At 68.5% G+C, this 17,381-nt stretch carries 17 protein-coding genes and 2 tRNA genes; 13 read left to right on the top strand and 6 right to left on the bottom strand.

The genetic code is table 11. The features are described from left to right. Window positions 1-13 precede the first annotated feature (13 nt). Together P8T65_RS23180 and P8T65_RS23175 are read left to right on the top strand one after the other, a co-directional pair. Window positions 14-844 carry a DUF3566 domain-containing protein gene (locus P8T65_RS23180; protein ID WP_316727189.1) on the top strand — a complete coding sequence of 277 codons (831 nt, stop codon included), beginning with the start codon at window positions 14-16 and terminating at the stop codon, window positions 842-844. A 108-nt stretch (window positions 845-952) separates the two neighbouring features. Continuing rightward, window positions 953-1,029: transfer RNA gene (locus tag P8T65_RS23175), tRNA-Ile, on the top strand. A gap of 337 nt (window positions 1,030-1,366) precedes the next feature. Here the strand turns inward: P8T65_RS23175 and P8T65_RS23170 are convergent. Continuing rightward, window positions 1,367-1,735 carry a DUF6344 domain-containing protein gene (locus tag P8T65_RS23170; RefSeq protein WP_316727188.1) on the bottom strand — a complete coding sequence of 123 codons (369 nt, stop codon included), beginning with the start codon at window positions 1,733-1,735 and terminating at the stop codon, window positions 1,367-1,369. Window positions 1,736-2,106: 371 nt separating this feature from the next. Here P8T65_RS23170 and P8T65_RS23165 point away from each other — a divergent pair, with 371 nt between their 5' ends. Together P8T65_RS23165 and P8T65_RS23160 are read left to right on the top strand one after the other, a co-directional pair. After that, window positions 2,107-2,235, top strand: a complete 129-nt coding sequence (locus tag P8T65_RS23165) for a DLW-39 family protein (RefSeq protein ID WP_003999697.1) — start codon at window positions 2,107-2,109, stop codon at window positions 2,233-2,235. Window positions 2,236-2,531: 296 nt separating this feature from the next. Continuing rightward, window positions 2,532-4,091, top strand: a complete 1,560-nt coding sequence (locus P8T65_RS23160; RefSeq protein ID WP_316727187.1) for a hypothetical protein — start codon at window positions 2,532-2,534, stop codon at window positions 4,089-4,091. 8 nt (window positions 4,092-4,099) lie between these two features. On the opposite strand, the gene P8T65_RS23155 is transcribed toward P8T65_RS23160, so the two are convergent. Both P8T65_RS23155 and P8T65_RS23150 read right to left on the bottom strand, forming a co-directional pair. Beyond that, window positions 4,100-5,926: a protein kinase domain-containing protein gene (locus P8T65_RS23155; protein WP_316727186.1), complete on the bottom strand. Its 1,827-nt coding sequence runs from the start codon at window positions 5,924-5,926 to the stop codon at window positions 4,100-4,102. 293 nt (window positions 5,927-6,219) lie between these two features. Beyond that, window positions 6,220-6,768: a transcriptional regulator gene (locus tag P8T65_RS23150; protein WP_033530590.1), complete on the bottom strand. Its 549-nt coding sequence runs from the start codon at window positions 6,766-6,768 to the stop codon at window positions 6,220-6,222. A 182-nt stretch (window positions 6,769-6,950) separates the two neighbouring features. Between P8T65_RS23150 and P8T65_RS23145 the strand changes: the two genes are divergently transcribed. Beyond that, window positions 6,951-7,023, top strand: a tRNA-Ala gene (locus P8T65_RS23145). A gap of 466 nt (window positions 7,024-7,489) precedes the next feature. Here the strand turns inward: P8T65_RS23145 and P8T65_RS23140 are convergent. Continuing rightward, entirely contained in the window at window positions 7,490-8,191 is a 702-nt protein-coding gene (locus P8T65_RS23140) for a DUF5324 family protein (protein WP_316727185.1), read from the bottom strand. Between the two features lie 360 nt (window positions 8,192-8,551). Here P8T65_RS23140 and P8T65_RS23135 point away from each other — a divergent pair, with 360 nt between their 5' ends. Together P8T65_RS23135 and P8T65_RS23130 are read left to right on the top strand one after the other, a co-directional pair. Then, the gene (locus P8T65_RS23135) at window positions 8,552-9,085 is read left to right on the top strand and encodes a peptidylprolyl isomerase (RefSeq protein ID WP_230215517.1); all 534 of its coding nucleotides are present in this window, start codon (window positions 8,552-8,554) and stop codon (window positions 9,083-9,085) included. Window positions 9,086-9,237: 152 nt separating this feature from the next. Then, entirely contained in the window at window positions 9,238-10,125 is an 888-nt protein-coding gene (locus P8T65_RS23130) for a rhomboid family intramembrane serine protease (protein ID WP_316727184.1), read from the top strand. Between the two features lie 303 nt (window positions 10,126-10,428). Here the strand turns inward: P8T65_RS23130 and crgA are convergent, their stop codons facing one another. Further along, on the bottom strand, window positions 10,429-10,683 hold the full coding sequence (gene crgA / locus P8T65_RS23125) for a cell division protein CrgA (RefSeq protein ID WP_045558527.1): 255 nt from the start codon (window positions 10,681-10,683) through the stop codon (window positions 10,429-10,431). 142 nt (window positions 10,684-10,825) lie between these two features. On the opposite strand from crgA, the gene P8T65_RS23120 reads away from it, so the two are divergent. Genes P8T65_RS23120 through P8T65_RS23095 form a run of 6 tightly spaced genes read left to right on the top strand, consistent with a single transcriptional unit; the run spans window position 10,826 to window position 15,184 of the window. Further along, the gene (locus tag P8T65_RS23120; RefSeq protein WP_316727182.1) at window positions 10,826-11,605 is read left to right on the top strand and encodes a DUF881 domain-containing protein; all 780 of its coding nucleotides are present in this window, start codon (window positions 10,826-10,828) and stop codon (window positions 11,603-11,605) included. A gap of 17 nt (window positions 11,606-11,622) precedes the next feature. Next, the gene (locus P8T65_RS23115) at window positions 11,623-12,315 is read left to right on the top strand and encodes a class E sortase (protein WP_316727181.1); all 693 of its coding nucleotides are present in this window, start codon (window positions 11,623-11,625) and stop codon (window positions 12,313-12,315) included. 53 nt (window positions 12,316-12,368) lie between these two features. Next, a complete protein-coding gene (locus P8T65_RS23110; protein WP_033530583.1) occupies window positions 12,369-12,530 on the top strand; it encodes a hypothetical protein in 162 nt (53 codons plus the stop codon). Further along, window positions 12,527-13,177: an aminodeoxychorismate/anthranilate synthase component II gene (locus P8T65_RS23105; RefSeq protein ID WP_033530582.1), complete on the top strand. Its 651-nt coding sequence runs from the start codon at window positions 12,527-12,529 to the stop codon at window positions 13,175-13,177. The genes P8T65_RS23110 and P8T65_RS23105 overlap by 4 nt, the downstream gene beginning before the upstream one ends. Next, complete coding sequence (locus P8T65_RS23100) at window positions 13,174-14,418, top strand: class E sortase (protein WP_316727179.1); 1,245 nt, start codon at window positions 13,174-13,176, stop codon at window positions 14,416-14,418. Before P8T65_RS23105 ends, P8T65_RS23100 begins: the two co-directional genes overlap by 4 nt. Window positions 14,419-14,443: 25 nt before the next feature. Further along, a complete protein-coding gene (locus P8T65_RS23095; protein ID WP_316727178.1) occupies window positions 14,444-15,184 on the top strand; it encodes a class E sortase in 741 nt (246 codons plus the stop codon). 170 nt (window positions 15,185-15,354) lie between these two features. Here the strand turns inward: P8T65_RS23095 and pknB are convergent, their stop codons facing one another. Further along, complete coding sequence (pknB, locus tag P8T65_RS23090) at window positions 15,355-17,349, bottom strand: Stk1 family PASTA domain-containing Ser/Thr kinase (protein WP_316727177.1); 1,995 nt, start codon at window positions 17,347-17,349, stop codon at window positions 15,355-15,357. Window positions 17,350-17,381: the final 32 nt, after the last annotated feature.

The raw sequence follows: 17,381 nt of genomic DNA, 5'->3' as shown, positions 1-17,381 counted from the left end.
GGAGTGAGTCAGCGTGAGCGGAGCCACGGGCGCCGGATCGTCCGGTACTTCGGCCGGCACTTCGACCGGGTCGGAGGCGGACGGCGGCGGCCGTGGCTCCGCCGCGCGTGCGATGGACACGCACACGACCCAGCTGAAGGCCATCAAGCCGGACGCGACCGACGCGGCCGCGCCCGCGCCGGAGAAGCCGGGATCACAGGGAGCGGCCGCGACGGACACCCGTGGTCCGCAGGCCCAGAAGCCCGCGTCCGGAAGTCCGGCCGCGGCTCAGGCCGGGCCGGGCCGTCAGGGCGGTCCGTCGGCCGCCGCGGCACAGCCGCAGCCCCAGGCCCCGGCGCAGGCCGCCGGCTCCGCGCTGCCGGGTGAGCGGCACTCGCAGCAGCAGGCGGGCCCGTATCACCCGCCGCAGGCCTATGCGCCGGCTCCGGAGGCGTCCTCCCGCAAGCCTCGTACGGGGGCACGCACGACGCCGCGCACGCGCAAGGCGCGGCTACGGGTGTCCAAGGCCGACCCGTGGTCCGTGATGAAGGTCAGTTTCCTGCTCTCCATCGCCCTGGGCATCTGCACGGTCGTCGCGGCGGCGGTGCTGTGGATGGTCATGAACGCGATGGGCGTGTTCTCGACGGTCGGCGCCACCATCTCGGAGGCGACCGGCTCGAACGAGTCCAACGGATTCGACCTGCAGGCGTTCCTGTCGCTGCCCAACGTGCTGATCTTCACCACGATCATCGCAGTCATCGATGTCGTGCTCGCCACCGCCCTGGCCACCCTCGGAGCCTTCATCTACAACCTCTCCGCGGGCTTCGTGGGCGGCGTCGAGCTGACGCTCGCCGAGGACGAGTAGGCGCGGCTCACCGCGTCGCGGTCGCCCTGCGGGTATCGATTTTGGGACTGCCCACGTCGTGCGCTAATCTTCAGGAGTCAGCGCGCGGGACACACCGCAGAGCGCGGCGGGGCTATAGCTCAGTTGGTTAGAGCGCATCCCTGATAAGGATGAGGCCACAGGTTCAAATCCTGTTAGCCCCACCAGACAGAAGACCCCCAGCCGGTTGCGGTTGGGGGTCTTTGCTGTCGTGGGTGACACGTGGGGTGCCGCGGACCTCGGCGATGGGCGGCAGGACGGCTTCCAGCCTCGGCCCCCTCCTCTCCTGATCCGCCAACACAGAGTCGGAGCGGACCACTTGCTGCGACTCGCTCTCTTGCCACCTCCACCGGCCGCCCCGGCGTATCCCGTGGGCTGCGCGCGAACGCGCTGCCGCATGGAAAGACCCTCAGCCGAGTCCGGCTGAGGGTCTTCGCTGTTCAGGGTCTTGCCGCGGGCGTCGTACGCAAGATCGCCGCTGGGTCTGTCCTGGCCTGCCGCAGCTCAGCGCAGGAGAGGTGCGCCTGGATGCTCGGGCTCACGCACAGGTGCCTCCGGGGCCGCTGCCTGGCCGGCGACGTCCGTGGCGGTGTCCGTGGCCGTGTGCAGGGCCGTGCGGCGGCGGCAGGAGGGGGAGGAGCCGTGGGCCTCGGCGCGGATGCGCTGTTTCATCGTGGGGGGCAGGGCGCGGTCGTGGGGCCGGGCCGGGAGGGACATCGCCGGGGTCGCAGCGGTGGCCGCGCAGGTGCGGGTGGTCTCGGTCTGCGGTACAGCCGCCGAGGCGGTGGTCGTGACGAGTCCGAGCGCCGTGCACAGCGCGAGGAAGGCGGTGACGATGGCGGTCCACAGCTTCATGACCTTGTTCTGGGCCATGGCCCCTCACTTTCGGGTTGGGCGATTTGCGTACTTTCCTCATGATGTGTATGTGGGCTTCGAAATCACGGACCGACGTTCATGGCGCGTCGATCTTCGGATGAACACCACTCGGATGGGTGCAGGGAGACCCGAGGAGTTGCAGGGAGGTCTGAAAAGTTGCAGGAAGTCGAGGTCCGTGGGATCCGCCAAGGTGTGCGAGATGTGATGGACCTGTGTGATGAACCTGCGATCGGAACAGTGGCGTCTGGTTCTACTGCGGTCTTCCCTGCGGGAGTTGAGGGGCCGACGCAGGTCACCGATCGGTATCGGTCGGTGTGTATAGTCGGGCGCCAGAGGTCCCCTACGTCAAGGAAAGACGAGGTCGCGCGGTGAAGAAGCTTCTCCTGGTCGCACTGGCCGCCATCGGCGGGCTCCTCGTGTACCGCCAGATCCAGGCGGATCGCGCCGAGCAGGATCTGTGGACGGAGGCGACTGACTCCGTGCCCACGGGTTCGTGACGTCGACATCAGTCTCAGAGCAGACCCCGGCCGCCCTGGCGGCCGGGGTTTTGTGTTGCTCGGCCGCACCCCTCCCGGCTTCTGGGGCATTTGCGAAATTCCGCCGGACTTGAATTCGCGCTAGCGAGCGATGTGATTGCAATGGCAAGGTGCCGGTCCGGTTAGGGGCTGTTTTCAGCCGCTCGTCCCCAGGAACACCGGCATCGGCCCGCATGGCCGGGCAGGATGGGCGCGTTCGGGGCCGCGACCACAGGGCTGGGCCTCGCATCACGGTCTACGACGAGGGGTGGCGCTTGATGGGGCGGCGCACGGTCTGGTGGCGAGCCGGGACGGCCGTGGGAGCGGTCCTGTGCGTGACGACGGCGCAGCCCGGGCCCGCCGTGGCGGCCGACGGGCCTGCCCCGTACTCCTACGCCGAGGACGCGAGGGCGGTCGAGGGCGCCCCGAGCAGCACGGGAGCCGTGCGGCTGGCGGCCGGCAGGACCTACCGGAGCTCCATCGGGCCGGGCGGCAAGCTGTACTACCGTCTCGATCTCGGCGCCGCCACCAACGCGTACATTTCGGCCACGGCCGTGCCCGAGGAGGGTTCGGCGGTCGGCTCCGCGGACGGGGTCAGGGTGTCCGTGCAGGACGCCGACGCACATCGCTGCTCCTACAAGACCGCCCGCTTCGGACCGACCCGCAGCGCGCACCCCGTCACAGCCTGGGCCTCGCGGGAGGTCGGCACCGACGAGTACATGTGCCAGGGGGCCGGGGTGTACTACGTCGTCGTCGAACGCGTCGGCTCGGCTGTCGGAGCCGGTTCGGGGACGAGCGCGGGCTCTGCCTCCGGCTCAGCGACCGGCTCGGAGACCGGCTCATCTTCCGGTTCGGCTTCCGGCTCCGTGACGGGTTCCCCCTCGGAGGGTGCGTCTGAGGAGTGGGGGCTGGAGCTCGGCTTCGTTTCGGAGCCCGCCGTGACGAAGGGCGGTTCGACGAGCGCTCCCCAGAGCTGGAACTCCGCCTCCCCCGATGCTGTCTCCGGTGACCCCGAGCCCCGTCGCGGCGGGAGCGGCTTCGCCGCGGCGAGCCCCGTGGCACAGGGAGTCTGGCAGGACGAGGTCGGCATCAGATCCGGGGAGACCCTCTTCTACAAGGTGCCCGTCGGCTGGGGGCAGCAACTCCAGGCCACCGCCGAACTGGGCAGCACGACCGAGGGCGACGGCTACATCGGGAACGCGTTCGTGATGTCGCTCTACAACCCCGTACGCGGCCTGGTGGACGACAGGACGGCCAACTACGGGGGTGACCAGCGCTCCGTCTCCCTGGACCCGCTCCCGCCCGTCGTGTACGAGAACCGTTTCTCTCCCGACGACGAGGTGGGCGGGATGCGGTTCGCCGGCTGGTACTACCTGGCACTGCACCTCGGGACGTCGGTCGCCGACCGGTTCGGCGACGAGCCGGTCGGCTTGACGCTACGGGTGCGGCTGGAGGGAGAGGCCGGAGCCGGGCCGGGATATCTGGGAGACTCCGAGCCGCGCGGCGTCTTCGAGGTCACCGAGGGGGATCGGGAGGCCGCGGAGAACGGCATCACGGGGGACACGCTGGAGGGGGGCTCCCGGGACGGCGGTGATGGAGGGGGCCCGGGGGATTCCGACGAGGGGAAGGGCTCCGGGAACTCCCTGGCCAGTGGAGACCGACGACTGGCCATGACCGTCGTCGCGGCGGGCGGCCTCGGCGCGGGCAGTCTGCTGGTTCTCGGGCTTCTGGCGTGGACACTCGTGGCCCGCAGGAGGGCGTCTGCTGCCATCGAGTCCGAACGCCTGAAGGGCATGGGCGCGGCAGCACGTGGGCGGCACGGGGCGTCCCGGGGGTAGCTCGGGGATCAGAGTTGTCCCAGTGCCCAGAACCCCACCGCGAAGCAGGCCAGGGCGAGCAGCAGGACCGGGACGACCACCTTGACCGGCGGGCCCGGACGGCGTCGCGGAAGCGCCCTCGATCGACGTGGAACCTCCGGGGGCCGAGCGGTGTATGAACCAGTAGAGGCGTACGCGTGCTGCACCGCCGCGGCGGGGTTCTGAAAGAGGCCCAGCTGCGGGTGCGACTGGGGGGAGGGCACATGCGCGGGTTCGGGGTGCTGCGCTGGGGCTGTTCGGAGGGGCGTCCCGGCCGGGGGACTGGCCTGCTGCTCGGGGTGCTGCTGTGGGTGGCCCGGGCCGGGGGCGCGCTGGTCGATCTGTCGCGAGGCCGCGTGGGCGGTGAGCACCTGGGGCGGGGGCAGGTGGAAGCTGCCGGTGTCCGACATCGTGGAGGGCTGCGGTGCGGGGGCGCGTTCGGGGCGCGGTGGTACGTCGGAGGGGGGTGCCCCGGGCGATATGTGACCGGGGTGGGGCGAGTGCGCCGGAGACGCCGAAGACGAGGCCCCGGAATCCTGGGACCAGTGGCTGGTTCCTGTTCCCGTGCCGGTGCCGGCGCCCGTGCTTGGGTCGGTGCCCGCGGCATCAGCACCAGCACCAGCACCGGTACCAGTACCGAAGCCCGAGCCCTTGCCAGTGCTGGAGGGGTCGGTCTGGGGCGGGGCGGTGGTGGGCATGGGGGGCGGAGATATGGAGCCTGTGGCCGTGTACGAGGGCTGAGGGGCGCTGCCTGGGAACGGCGCCGGTAACGCCGGGCCCGCCCCGGGTTGGGACGGCGGCCCCATGGGCGGCGGTCCGTAGGCCGGCGGATGGTGAGGCGGTGGTGGGGTCGTGTCCGTGACGGGAGTCGGGGAGGACGTGCCGCTGGTGTCGACACCGGTGCCTGTGCCCGTTTTGTCCAGTCCCGATGCCCTGTGCAGGGGACCCTCGGGAGCGAACCCGGTGGGAAGCGGGCCGAGTTGGTCGAAGACCTCCACCAACTCGTCGTCGGGCCCCGGCTCGGGCAGCAGCTCGATGGCCGCGGCGAGGGCCTTTCGGGCGCCTGTGGCGGTGCGGAAGCGGGAGTTGGGGTCCGGCTGGAGCAGCGTGGCGATGACCTGCCACAGTGGCTCCGGGATACCCCGCGGTGCCTTCGGAGTGCCATGGGCGGCGAAGTGCTCGATGAGGGCCTTGGCGTCGGGCTTCGCGCCCTCCAGGAGGTACAGGGCGACGAGACCCACAGCGAAGAGATCGGCGGGGAAGTCCGGATCCGCGCCCAGCATCTGCTCGGGAGCGAAATAACCAGGCGTTCCCACCACGTAGTTGGTCTCGGTGAGGCGGGGCTCGCCCAGACGCATGGCGATGCCGAAGTCGGACAGGCGCAGGCGGGGGCGGGCCGTGCCCGTGGCCTCCAGGAGCACATTGGCGGGCTTGATGTCGCGGTGGATGACGCCCTCGGCGTGCACGGCGGCGAGGCCGGACAGGAGTTGATCGAGCAAGCCGCAGACATAGGTCGGCGGGAGAGGACCGTAGTCGTTGACGAGGTTGACCAGGGACCCTCCGGCCACCAGATCCATGGTGAACAGGACCTTGTCGTCGTCGGCGGCCCAGCTGGCGGGGGCGAGCACATGCGGGTGGTCGATCCGTACGGCCTGCTCACGGACGAAGCGCAGCAATGCGTGCGCGTCACGCTGTTGCAGGACCTTGGCGGCCACATAGCGGCGGCGGCGGTGGTCCCAGGTGCGCCAGACCGCGCCGACTCCCCCGCGCCCGATCGGGTCGACCAGTTCGTACCGGCCGGCGAAGACCTCACCCATGGCTGTGCGTCGTTCCCCCTTCGGCTCCCCTCGTGGTTGCCCGTCGGCGGAGGGCACGGCGCTCGCGCCGCCCTCTGCGGAGCCGGCTCGCACGTGCCCGGCTTCCCTCGGAGCTGGTACCCGCTTCTGTCTCCCTGCCGCTCTGTCCTGTTCCTTATTCCGGTTCCTGCGCGGAGCCTACGTCCACAACGCTGCCGCTCACGAGAGGCCTACAGACCCCTTCCCCCGTCTCGGCCCCCCTCTTCGGCCTCGGCCCGGTCGCCGAACCCCCTTTCGGGGACCGGGCCTTGAGCTCAGTTCTGGTGGGACTGGTAGTGCGCCACCGCGTCCGAGGTGCGGCCCGCGCCGTACACCCGGAGGAACTCTGCCAGCTCAGGGTGGGTCGGGGCGAGGGTGTCCGCCGCCTCGATGATGTCGCCCGCGGCCGCGACAGACCGCAGCAGCGACTGGATCTCGCGGACGACCCGCTTGACCGTGGGCGCCCCCGAACTCGTCGTCGACTGAGTGGTGTTGCTGAGCACCGAGCCCCCCTGTGACTTCTTGATCTCATCCATGCGCTCGGTCGCCTCGGCGGCGCTCACGCTGCCGTCCGCGACCTGACCCGCCAGGTCCTGCAGCAACTGCACCCGCTGGACCACCGCCGGGTTGCCGATCTTGGCACGCTGACCGCTCATCAGCTGCGACAGCATCGGTGCGGACAGGCCCAGCACCCCCGCGAGCCGGGCCTGGTTGAGCCCCAGGTCCTCGATGAGCCTACGGAAGAGCGCCCCCAACGGCTCTCCGTACCAGTTCCGCTGCAGCTCCCGGGCTCTTGCGGTCGCTTCCTGCTGTGCGGCGTCCATTGCGTCTCCCCATCGCTTCCCCAAATACCGTGGTTCGCTGTAGCGAACCACGACGAGCATCTTACGGAGAGTGGTCGTTCACGGGGACCCCCAATCTTTTTGCGAGATCCCGGGGGTGACCCGGTACTCTGGTCTGCGCAGCCTCCCGGTGGCCCTTGCCTCCGGGTGGACGCTTCCCTTCCGGGGCCTTAGCTCAGTTGGTAGAGCGCTGTCTTTGCATGGCAGATGTCAGGGGTTCGACTCCCCTAGGCTCCACAGCGGATTGACCGGGCCGGATGTCCTACGACATCCGGCCCGGTCTTTTTCCTGCCTCGGGAAGCATGGTCGTCACCGGCGCCCTGGGCGGCGGTCATCGCGATCGCTATCTGTGCACTCCGCGGAAAGAAGCCTGCTGGAACGGGGCAACGGATGCTGGCACGTGTCGATGTGCGCAAATGCGAAACCAGTGTTCTGGGTCACGCGAGGGCTGGTGGGATGTGTGCGTCACCCTTCGCAATCGGATCAATACATTCCGGCTGGGAAGGTGCGGGGCTCGTGGGGTGGTGCTGTTTCACGTGAAACAGCCCTGTGGGGCAGAAGACCTTCAAGTCTTCTGCCCCACAGGGCTGTTGAAAGATGTCCCGCGGAACGCACCCTCGGGCAGGGCTGAGCCGGAAAGGAACACGTCCTCCGACGCCGACCGTAGAGAAAGCGGCCTCGGCTGCCGATGCTCAGTCGGTTCTCAGTGGCGGTTGTCCCGGTCGGCCGCTTCGTCCTCAGCCTGCTTGGCCTCGACCTCGGGGTCGAGAACGGACTGACCACTGCCGTCCACAGCGGACAGACGACCGGAGTCGGAGACCTCGGTGGCGGCAGGGGGCTCGACGAGCCAGTCGGGGTTGGCCTGTTTGTCCCACCACTTCCAGGCGGCGAAGACGCCGCCCGCCAGGACACCCAGGACGGCCAGGCCCTTGGCGGCACGGCCGAGCCTGGCCCTGCGCTGCTGCCTGCGGACCAGCCGCTGGATCTGCTGGGGTGAGACCTGTCCCCGCAATGCGGCCAGCGCCGCGACACTGCGGGCGGTGGCCTCCTCGCGGACGGGGCCGGCGGCGGCCACGGCCTGCTCGATACGGGGACGGGAGTAGTCGGCGGCCTGACGGGCCGCCTTGCGGGTGCGTGCAGCGGCTTCGTGGGCCGCGTGGTCGACCTTCGGCGGCACATGCGTGCGAGCCTGCTCCAAGCGCGGGACGACATGGGCGCCGTACTGGACGCGTGCCTGTTCCGCGGCCTGCGACACCTTCGGCGCGAGTCGTACACGTGCCTCTTGCGCGTAGTGCGAGGCCTTGTCCTTGGCCGTGTCGGCGTAGGGCGCCACCACTTCCGCGGCGTGCAGCACGCTGTCCTTCGCCGAGCCGGTCGCGGCGCGCACGCTGTCGATGCGGGTCACGGGATCCTCCTCCTCGGTGGCGTACGTAATTCGACTTTCCACCCTTTTGGGGATCATGCCTCTCGGAGCGCTCCGGGGCATGTGTGGGCGGGCATCCGGGTCATGGCATCGGCCCCGGCCGGTCATCGACAGAAGCCGCTCATGAATCCGGTCACGTGCAATAGAGGATGAATGCGGGACAACGGGAACTTGTCCACGACAGGGCCGACAATGCCACGGATCGCCGCGAAGCGCGCCGGTACCGGCGGTACTCGGCCGGTTTTCCGTAAGCCCGCCGTACGAGAGCGAGGGCGTCGGGGGACGCACGGCGTCGTCCGTGCGAGGATCGGGGGAGTCACAGAGGACAACGGAAGGCAGATCGTGGCAGAGCAGCTGTACGCCACCCTGAAGACCAACCATGGCGACATCGAGGTGCGGCTGCTGCCGAACCACGCGCCCAAGACGGTCCGTAACTTCGTCGAGCTCGCCCAGGGCGAGCGTGAGTGGACCAACCCGGCCACCGGGCAGAAGTCCACGGACAAGCTCTACGACGGCACGGTCTTCCACCGGGTGATCAGTGGATTCATGATCCAGGGCGGTGACCCGCTGGGCAACGGCACCGGGGGTCCCGGCTACCAGTTCGCGGACGAGTTCCACCCGGACCTCGCCTTCGACAAGCCCTACCTGCTGGCCATGGCCAACGCCGGCCCGGGCACCAACGGCTCGCAGTTCTTCATCACCGTCTCCCCGACGGCGTGGCTGACCCGCAAGCACACCATCTTCGGTGAGGTCGTCGACGCGGGCAGTCAGAAGGTCGTGGACGCCATCGCCGGCGCCCAGACCAACCCGCGCACCGACCGTCCGGTCAACGACGTCGTCATCGAGTCGGTCGTCGTCGAGACCCGCCAGGGCTGAGCCCTCGGGCCTGGTGCCCGGACGCGCATGACGGGTTCACCGCACGGACCGGACCCCGAAAGGTTCACAAGGTCCCGAAGGGAACCAATCGCCCCGCTCATCCGTAAGGATGGGCGGGGCGATGCGTTCCACCCAGGAGACGGAGGAACCCGATGGAACAGGTGCCGAGCGGCTCGCAGGACGCGCGGAGCCTGCCCACCTGCTACCGGCACCCGGACCGGGAGACAGGAATCCGCTGCACCCGCTGCGAGCGGCCCATCTGCCCCGAGTGCATGGTGAGCGCTTCCGTCGGCTTCCAGTGCCCCGAATGCGTCCGCAACGGCTCCGGCACGGGCCACACCCCCTCCGCCTCCGCCCCGCGCACCCTCGCGGGCGGCTCGGTCACCGCCGACCCCAGGCTCGTCACCAAGATCCTGATCGGCGCGAATCTGCTGTTCTTCCTGGTGCAGGAGGCCGTCGGCGACTCCTTCACCGAACGGTTCGCCCTCGTCGGGCGGGCCTGGGACTCCGATTTCGGCTCGGTCCAAGGCGTCGCCGAGGGACAGTGGTACCGGCTGGTCACGTCGATGTTCCTGCACAGCGGTGTCATGCACATCGCCTTCAACATGCTCAGCCTGTGGTGGATCGGCGGTCCGCTGGAAGCCGCCCTCGGCCGAGCCCGCTATCTGACGCTCTATTTCGCCTCGGGCCTCGCGGGCAGCGCGCTGACCTACCTGCTCGCCGCACCGAACCAGTTGACGCTCGGCGCGTCCGGCGCCGTCTTCGGCCTCTTCGGCGCGACAGCCGTCCTCATGCGTCGGCTGAAGTACGACATGCGCCCGGTCATCATCCTGCTGGTCATCAACCTGGTCATCACGTTCGGCTGGTCCGGCATCGCCTGGCAGGCCCATGTCGGCGGTCTCGTCGGCGGTGTGCTGATCGGCTATGCGATGGTGCACGCACCGCGCGAACGACGAGCGCTGATCCAGTACGGCGTGTGCGCGCTGGTACTGGCCGCCGTGGTCGTCGTGACCCTGCTGAGGACGATCCAGCTGACCTGAGGTGATGGCGGATCGTCACCGTCCGGGTGCTGGTCCGGGCACCGTTACAGCACTGTTGTCCACAGACGGTGGCGGATCTTGTGCATAGGGTGCGGGAACAGGTGTGCCCCCTGTCGCTCACCTGTGTTTTCGCAGGTCAGGCAGGGGGCGAACATGCTTGCGGGTGCCAGTAGGTCAGTCGTACCGGCGTCAACGCCCAGTGAGTTATCCACAGATCGTCGTTCTTTTCCCCACTGTGGAAAACACCTGTGGATAACTCCGTGGATTGCTCTGGGGAGAACTAGCCCCACCGAGCGGAGACCACTACTTCCACTGGGTGGAGACACCGAATCCGGCGGCGATGAAGCCGAAGCCGACCACGATGTTCCAGTTGCCGAGCGAGTCGATCGGCAGCGAGCCGTCCGTCACATAGAAGACGACGATCCAGGCCAGCCCGATGAGGAACATGGCCAGCATGACCGGGGCCACCCAGCCGCGGCTGTTCAGCTTGATGTTCGTGGCCTGCTTGGACGGCGGCGGCGTGTAGTCGGCCTTCTTGCGGATACGTGACTTCGGCACGAGGGTCTCTCCTGTCGATGCGCTGCGTGGCCGCGCAGGGAACTGTGGCGGGCTCCGGGGCAGCGTACAAGGGGACACTGAATGCTCCCCCGGGCGTCCGTTAGCGTAGTGCTTCCGCGGCGCCTAAGGAGATAAGGGTACGTTGAGCAATTCAGCCGACTCCCCCGAGGCGGGTAACGGCACCTCCCCCCGAGGCGGTTTCCGGCCCGTGCGCGTGCTCACCGTCGGGGTCTTCGCCCTCGCCGGGCTGATCTTCTTCACCAGCTTCGACACGGCCAAGGGCACCAACATCCGTACGGACGCATCTCTGCTGAAGCTCTCCGACCTGATCCAGGAGCGCAGCCACAAGAACGGGCAGCTCGACGAGTCCAACGCGGTCCTCCGGGACGACGTGGAGGCCCTGGCCGAGCGGGACGACGGCAGCACGAAGGCCGAGGACGCCCGGCTCAGGGCACTGGAGAAGAACGCCGGCACCCAGAAGCTCAGAGGGCAGGCCCTCACGGTCACCCTCAACGACGCTCCGCCGGACGCCACCGCCAGACTCCCCGGATATCCCGAGCCGCAGCCCGACTACCTGGTCATCCACCAACAGGACCTGCAGGCCGTGGTGAACGCCCTGTGGCTTGGCGGCGCCGAGGGCATCAAGGTCATGGACCAGCGGCTGATCTCCACCAGCGCCGTCCGCTGCGTCGGCAACACCCTGATCCTCCAGGGCCGCGTCTACTCGCCCCCGTACAAGATCCAGGCAGTCGGTGATCCCGAGAAGCTGCAGAAGGCGCTCACCGCCAGCAAGGCGATCCAGAACTACATGGTCTACGTGAACGTCTACGGGCTGGGCTGGAAAGTCACCGAGGACGGGCCGGTGACTCTTCCCGGCTACTCGGGCACAGTGGATCTGAAGTACGCGAAGCCCGTGGAGTGACGGCAGCCGGGGGACCCGTGTCGGTGCGCGTGATCGTGAGGACCGCCAGCGAGCTCTGCATCACCGTCGGCACCCTGATCGTGCTCTTCGTCGTCTACGTGCTGTTCTGGACCGGCGTGAAGGCCGACACCGAGATGGACCACCAGGTCGACCTGCTCCAGGACCGGTGGGCGAAACAGCCGACGAGGCCGACGCCCGGCCCGGTCTCCTCTTCGGCGCCGGAGCCGCCCGCCGCGTACGAGAGCGGCGAGCCCTTCGCGCTCATGTACATCCCGCGTCTTGGTTCCACATGGAACAAGCCCGTCTTGGAGGGCACGAAGACGGACACTCTCAAGAAGGGACTCGGCCACTACGCGAACACCGCGCAGCTGGGACAGAAGGGGAACTTCGCGGTCGCCGGCCACCGGCGTACCTACGGCGATCCCTTCAAAGATTTTCCCAAGCTGCGTCCCGGCGACGAGGTCGTCCTGTCCGACGGCGCGGACTGGTTCACGTACGTCATCGACAAGGGTCCCTACCGGACATTGCCCACGGACGTCCAGGTCATCGACCCCGTGCCGGCGAAATCGGGCTACACGCGCGAGGGGCGCTATCTGACGCTGACGACGTGCGACCCGGAGTGGGGACACAGCCATCGGCTCATCGTCTGGGGCCATCTGGATTCCACACAGCCTGTCGAGTCAGGGAAACCGGAGGCACTACGCCGTTAGTCTGGTGGCGGTACGGCGTGATTCCGGTGCCGTGGTGTGAAGGAAGGGACGGCATGTACGGCTGGATCTGGCGACATCTGCCGGGTAACGCGTGGCTGAAGGCGCTGATCTCGATCGTGCTGACCCTGGCCGTCGTCTATGTCCTCTTCCAATACGTCTTTCCCTGGGCCGAGCCCCTGCTGCCCTTCAACGATGTGACGGTGAACGACCAGTGAGTGCCGCCCGACCCGCCCGGGTCCTCGTCGTCGACAACTACGACAGCTTCGTCTTCAACCTGGTCCAGTACCTGTACCAGCTGGGCGCCGAGTGCGAGGTGCTGCGCAACGACGAGGTGGCGACCGCCCACGCCCAGGACGGCTTCGACGGCGTGCTCCTGTCCCCCGGGCCGGGCACTCCTGAGGAGGCCGGGGTCTGCGTGGACATGGTCCGCCACTGTGCCGCGACCGGCGTCCCCGTCTTCGGCGTCTGCCTCGGCATGCAGTCCATGCAGGTGGCGTACGGCGGTGTCGTGGACCGCGCGCCCGAGCTGCTGCACGGAAAGACCTCGCTGGTGGAACACGAGGGCAAGGGGGTCTTCGCGGGCCTGCCCACCCCCTTCACCGCGACCCGGTACCACTCCCTGGCCGCGGAGCCGGCCACCGTGCCGGCCGAGCTCGAGGTCACGGCGCGCACGCACGACGGGATCATCATGGGCCTCAGGCATCGGGAACTACCGGTCGAGGGCGTGCAGTTCCACCCCGAGTCGGTGCTCACCGAGCACGGCCACCGCATGCTGGCCAACTGGCTGGCCGAATGCGGCGACCAAGGGGCCGTGGCCAGGTCGACGGGGCTCGCCCCCGTGGTGGGCAGGGCCACGGCGTGACGGCACTGCGCCCCGAGCGCGAGAGTGCCCCCTACGGCGGCGAGGCCGCGTACGGGGGCGCCGAGGCGTTCGAGGCGGAGGCCTTCCAGCCGGGGGAGTCGTTCGGTGACACGGCCGAGCCTCAGGCCTGGACCGTCCAGCAGGGCTCGCAGTACGGGCAGGGGGACTGGTTCGGCCAGCAGCAGCCGTACACGGAGCCCTCGTTCGAGCCGTACCAGCCTTACCAGCCGTACGACACCTACGAGCCGCGTCCTCGACCCACGGCCGAGGGGCTGTACGGGACCGACACCGCGCTGCAGCACCCTCCGATCGACGAGGAGACGGTGGCCCTCCGGGTGGAGGAGGCGCGGCGGCTGGCCGCCGCGGTCGAGCCGATACCCGCGCCCCCGACTCCCGGAGGCCGTGCGGCCCGCCGTAAGGCCGCGAGGCGGCACGGGAGGCACGGGGGCTCCCCGGGGGCCCACGCGGGCCCAGGAGTCGCTCAGGGGCCCGAGGAGGGCTTAGGAGAGGACGGGCTGTCGGCGCCCCGTTCCAGGATCGAGGCGCGGCGGGCGGCGCGGGCGCGCAAGCCCAGCGCGGGAGTGATCGCGAGCCGGATCATCGGCGAGGTGTTCATAACCACCGGCGTGGTGATGCTGCTCTTCGTCACCTACCAGCTCTGGTGGTCCAACATCCGCGCCCATCAGCAGGCGGGCCGGGAGGCGACGAGCCTCCAGGAGGAGTGGAAGAGCGGCAAGCGCGCGCCCGGCGCCTTCGAGCCCGGGCAGGGCTTCGCCATCCTGCACATTCCGAAGCTGGACGTCGTCGTGCCGATCGCCGAGGGCATCAGCAAGTCGAAGGTCCTGGACCGCGGAATGGTCGGCCACTACGACGAGAACAGCATCAAGACGGCCATGCCCGAGGACAAGACGGGCAATTTCGGCATCGCGGGCCACCGCAACACCCATGGTGAACCGTTCCGTTACATCAACCGACTCAAGCCGGGCGACCCGATCGTCGTGGAGACGCAGGACAAGTACTACGTCTACGACATGGCCTCGATCCTGCCGGTGACCCCGCCGTCGAACGTCAGCGTGCTCCAACCCGTGCCCCCGGGCTCCGGCTTCACCCAGCCGGGTCGCTACATCACGCTGACCACGTGCACGCCGGAGTTCACGAGCAAGTACCGCATGATCGTGTGGGGCAAGATGGTGGAGGAACGGCCGCGCAGCGAGGGGAAGCCCGACGCGCTCGTCCAGTAGGGGCTCGACCAAGGGCGGAAGAACTGTGGCAGTGACCACCGACGACACCGAAGAGAAGACGGATGCGTCCGAGGCCACGCCGCGGCGCCGCGGCATGAGCCGGATCGCCATGGCGGTCAGTGTCTTCGGTGAACTCCTCATCACGGCGGGCCTCGTGCTCGGCCTGTTCGTCGTCTACTCGCTGTGGTGGACGAACGTGCTCGCCGACCGCGAGGCGGACAAGGAAGCGAACAAGGTCCGTGACACCTGGGCCTCGGACGGCGGACCGGGCGCCCTGGACACCAAGGACGGCATCGGTTTCCTGCACGTCCCCGCCATGAGGAACGGCGAGGTCCTGGTGAAGAAGGGCACCTCCACCAAGATCCTCAATGATGGTGTCGCCGGCTACTACACCGACCCGGTCAAGGCGACCCTCCCCAGCTCCGACAAGGACGGCAACTTCACTCTGGCCGCCCACCGGGACGGCCACGGCGCGAAGTTCCACAACATCGACAAGCTGGAGAAGGGCGACGCGATCGTCTTCGAGACCCGCGACAACTGGTACGTCTACAAGGTCTACGACACCCTCTCCGAGACCTCGAAGTACAACGTCAAGGTTCTCTCGAACATCCCCAAGGAGTCCGGCAAGAAGAAGGCCGGCAAATACATCACCCTCACGACTTGTACGCCCGTTTACACGTCCCGGTACCGGTACATCGTGTGGGGCGAGCTGGAGCGCGTGGAACGGGTGAACGCGGAGCGCACGGTGCCGAAGGAACTTCGATAGCCGCGCGGTGGTTGCTCCCCCGGAGGGATGTTTCACGTGAAACATCCGGTTTCACGTGAAACATCGAGACGACGAAGGAGCCCCGGCACCCCCTCCTGAGGGGGTGCCGGGGCTCCTTCGTCGTACGGGGCAGAGGGCTTGATCAGCCTCTCCGCCTCAGGCGGGCGGCGCTAACCGAAGAAGCCTCCGCCGTCGCCGCCGCCATTGTTGTTGTTGCCGTTGTTGCCGCCGAAACCGACCGAGGCGAGCGTGATCGTCGTCTTGGTCGGGTCGGCTTCGTTGCCGCCGTCCGGGTCTTGGTCGGTGACGAACGCGGTGTCGCTCTGGTCACTGCCGCCCGCGAACTGGATGTTGGTGAAGCCGGCCGCCTGGAGGATCTGCTTGGCCTCGCCCACGGTCCGTCCCACGACGTTCGGGACCTGGGCCTTCTTCTCCTCGGCCGCCTTACCGATCTGGATGGTGACCGTGTCGCCCTTGTTGAGCTCGGAGCCCGCCTCGGGGTTGGTCGCGACGACCTTGCCGACGAGGTTGGGGTCCTGCGTCTCGACCTCGGTGCAGGTGCCGACGAGGTCGTTGGCCTCCATCTGGGACTTGGCGGCGTCACAGCTCCGGCCGGTGACGGTCGGCACGGTGGCCTTCTCCTCGGCCTTGGCGACTGTCAGGGTGATCGTGGAACCCTTCTCCACTTCCTTGCCGGTTGTGGGGTTCTGGTCGAGAACCGTGCCGGCCTCCTCCGGGGACTCCTTCGTCTTGGTCTTGACGACGAACTCGTAGTCCTCGCCTTCCAGCTTGTCCTTCGCGTCCTCGATCTGATCGCCGATGACGCTCGGAACCGCCACCTTCGGCGCACCCGTGGACACCACCAATTCGACGGTGTCGCCCTTCTTCAACGGGGTACCCGCCTGCGGGTTCTGCTGGCAGACGTTGCCCTTCTTCTGGTCCTCGCAGGGCTTCTGGGAGGTTTCCACCTTCAGATCGACGTTCGTGGCCGCCTGTTTCGCTTCCGCCTCGCTCTGGCCCAGGAAGTTCGGCGTTTTGATGGTGTCGTTGCCGGCTTCATTGCCCGAGAACATCCACTGCCCAATGAGGACCGCACCGATCAGCACCAGCACACCCGCGACGACCAGGAGGATCGTCGAGGTGTTGTTCTTCTTCTGCTGCTGGCGGCGACGGCCCTGGCGGTCGTCGTAGCCGTAACCGTCGTCCGGGCCGACCGGCGGGAGCATCGTCGTGGCGCCGGCGTCGGCGCGCAGGGCGGTGGTTTGCTGGTCGTCCGGGTAGCCGCCGTAGCCGACCGAACCCATGGCCGCCGTGGCGGCGACGGGCTGGCCGTCGAGGCAGGCCTCGATGTCGGCCCGCATCTCGTCGGCGGACTGGTAGCGGTAGTCCGGGTCCTTGACCAGGGCACGCAGGACGATGGCGTCCATCTCCGGAGTGATCTCCGGGTCGAAGACGCTCGGGGGCTGCGGCTCCTCCCGCACGTGCTGGTAGGCGACCGCCACGGGGGAGTCACCCACGAACGGCGGGCGGACCGTCAGCAGCTCGTAGAGCAGACAGCCGGTGGAGTACAGGTCGGACCGGGCGTCCACCTGCTCGCCCTTGGCCTGCTCCGGCGAGAGGTACTGGGCGGTGCCGATGACCGCGGACGTCTGGGTCATCGTCATACCGGAGTCACCCATGGCGCGGGCGATGCCGAAGTCCATCACCTTGACCTGGCCGTTGCGCGTCAGCATGACGTTGGCCGGCTTGATGTCGCGGTGGACGATCTGGTTGCGGTGGGCGTACTCCAGTCCCTGGAGGATGCCGATGGTCATCTCCATGGCCCGCTCCGGCAGCAGCTTGCGGCCGCTGTGGAGAAGCTCACGGAGGGTGGAGCCCTCGACGTACTCCATGACGATGTACGGGATCGAGACCCCGTCGATGTAGTCCTCGCCCGTGTCGTAGACCGCCACGATCGCGGGGTGGTTGAGCGAGGCGGCCGACTGGGCCTCCCGGCGGAACCTGGCCTGGAAGGTGGGGTCGCGCGCGAGGTCCGCTCGCAGCGTCTTCACCGCCACGGTGCGGCCGAGGCGGGTGTCCATCGCGAGGTAGACCTCCGCCATGCCACCACGGCCGAGCACCTGGCCCAGCTCGTACCGGCCGCCGAGGCGACGCGGCTCTTCCATAGCTTCCTACCAGCCCTCTCCGTCGGTCCCGA

Origin of the sequence: Streptomyces sp. 11x1 (assembly GCF_032598905.1) — a bacterium.
GTDB lineage: Bacteria > Actinomycetota > Actinomycetes > Streptomycetales > Streptomycetaceae > Streptomyces.
The sequence above is the reverse complement of the archived record's forward strand: the minus strand, read 5'-3'. Positions and strand labels throughout refer to the sequence as shown.

What these genes read in the sequence shown, in the direction of transcription:
- P8T65_RS23150 (WP_033530590.1), bottom strand. Translation starts at nt 6,768, where the DNA reads ATGGACGCCGCACAGCAGGAAGCGACCGCAAGAGCCCGGGAGCTGCAG.
- P8T65_RS23160 (WP_316727187.1), top strand. Translation starts at nt 2,532, where the DNA reads ATGGGGCGGCGCACGGTCTGGTGGCGAGCCGGGACGGCCGTGGGAGCG.
- P8T65_RS23130 (WP_316727184.1), top strand. Translation starts at nt 9,238, where the DNA reads ATGGAACAGGTGCCGAGCGGCTCGCAGGACGCGCGGAGCCTGCCCACC.
- P8T65_RS23155 (WP_316727186.1), bottom strand. Translation starts at nt 5,926, where the DNA reads ATGGGTGAGGTCTTCGCCGGCCGGTACGAACTGGTCGACCCGATCGGG.
- pknB (WP_316727177.1), bottom strand. Translation starts at nt 17,349, where the DNA reads ATGGAAGAGCCGCGTCGCCTCGGCGGCCGGTACGAGCTGGGCCAGGTG.
- P8T65_RS23110 (WP_033530583.1), top strand. Translation starts at nt 12,369, where the DNA reads ATGTACGGCTGGATCTGGCGACATCTGCCGGGTAACGCGTGGCTGAAG.
- P8T65_RS23170 (WP_316727188.1), bottom strand. Translation starts at nt 1,735, where the DNA reads ATGGCCCAGAACAAGGTCATGAAGCTGTGGACCGCCATCGTCACCGCC.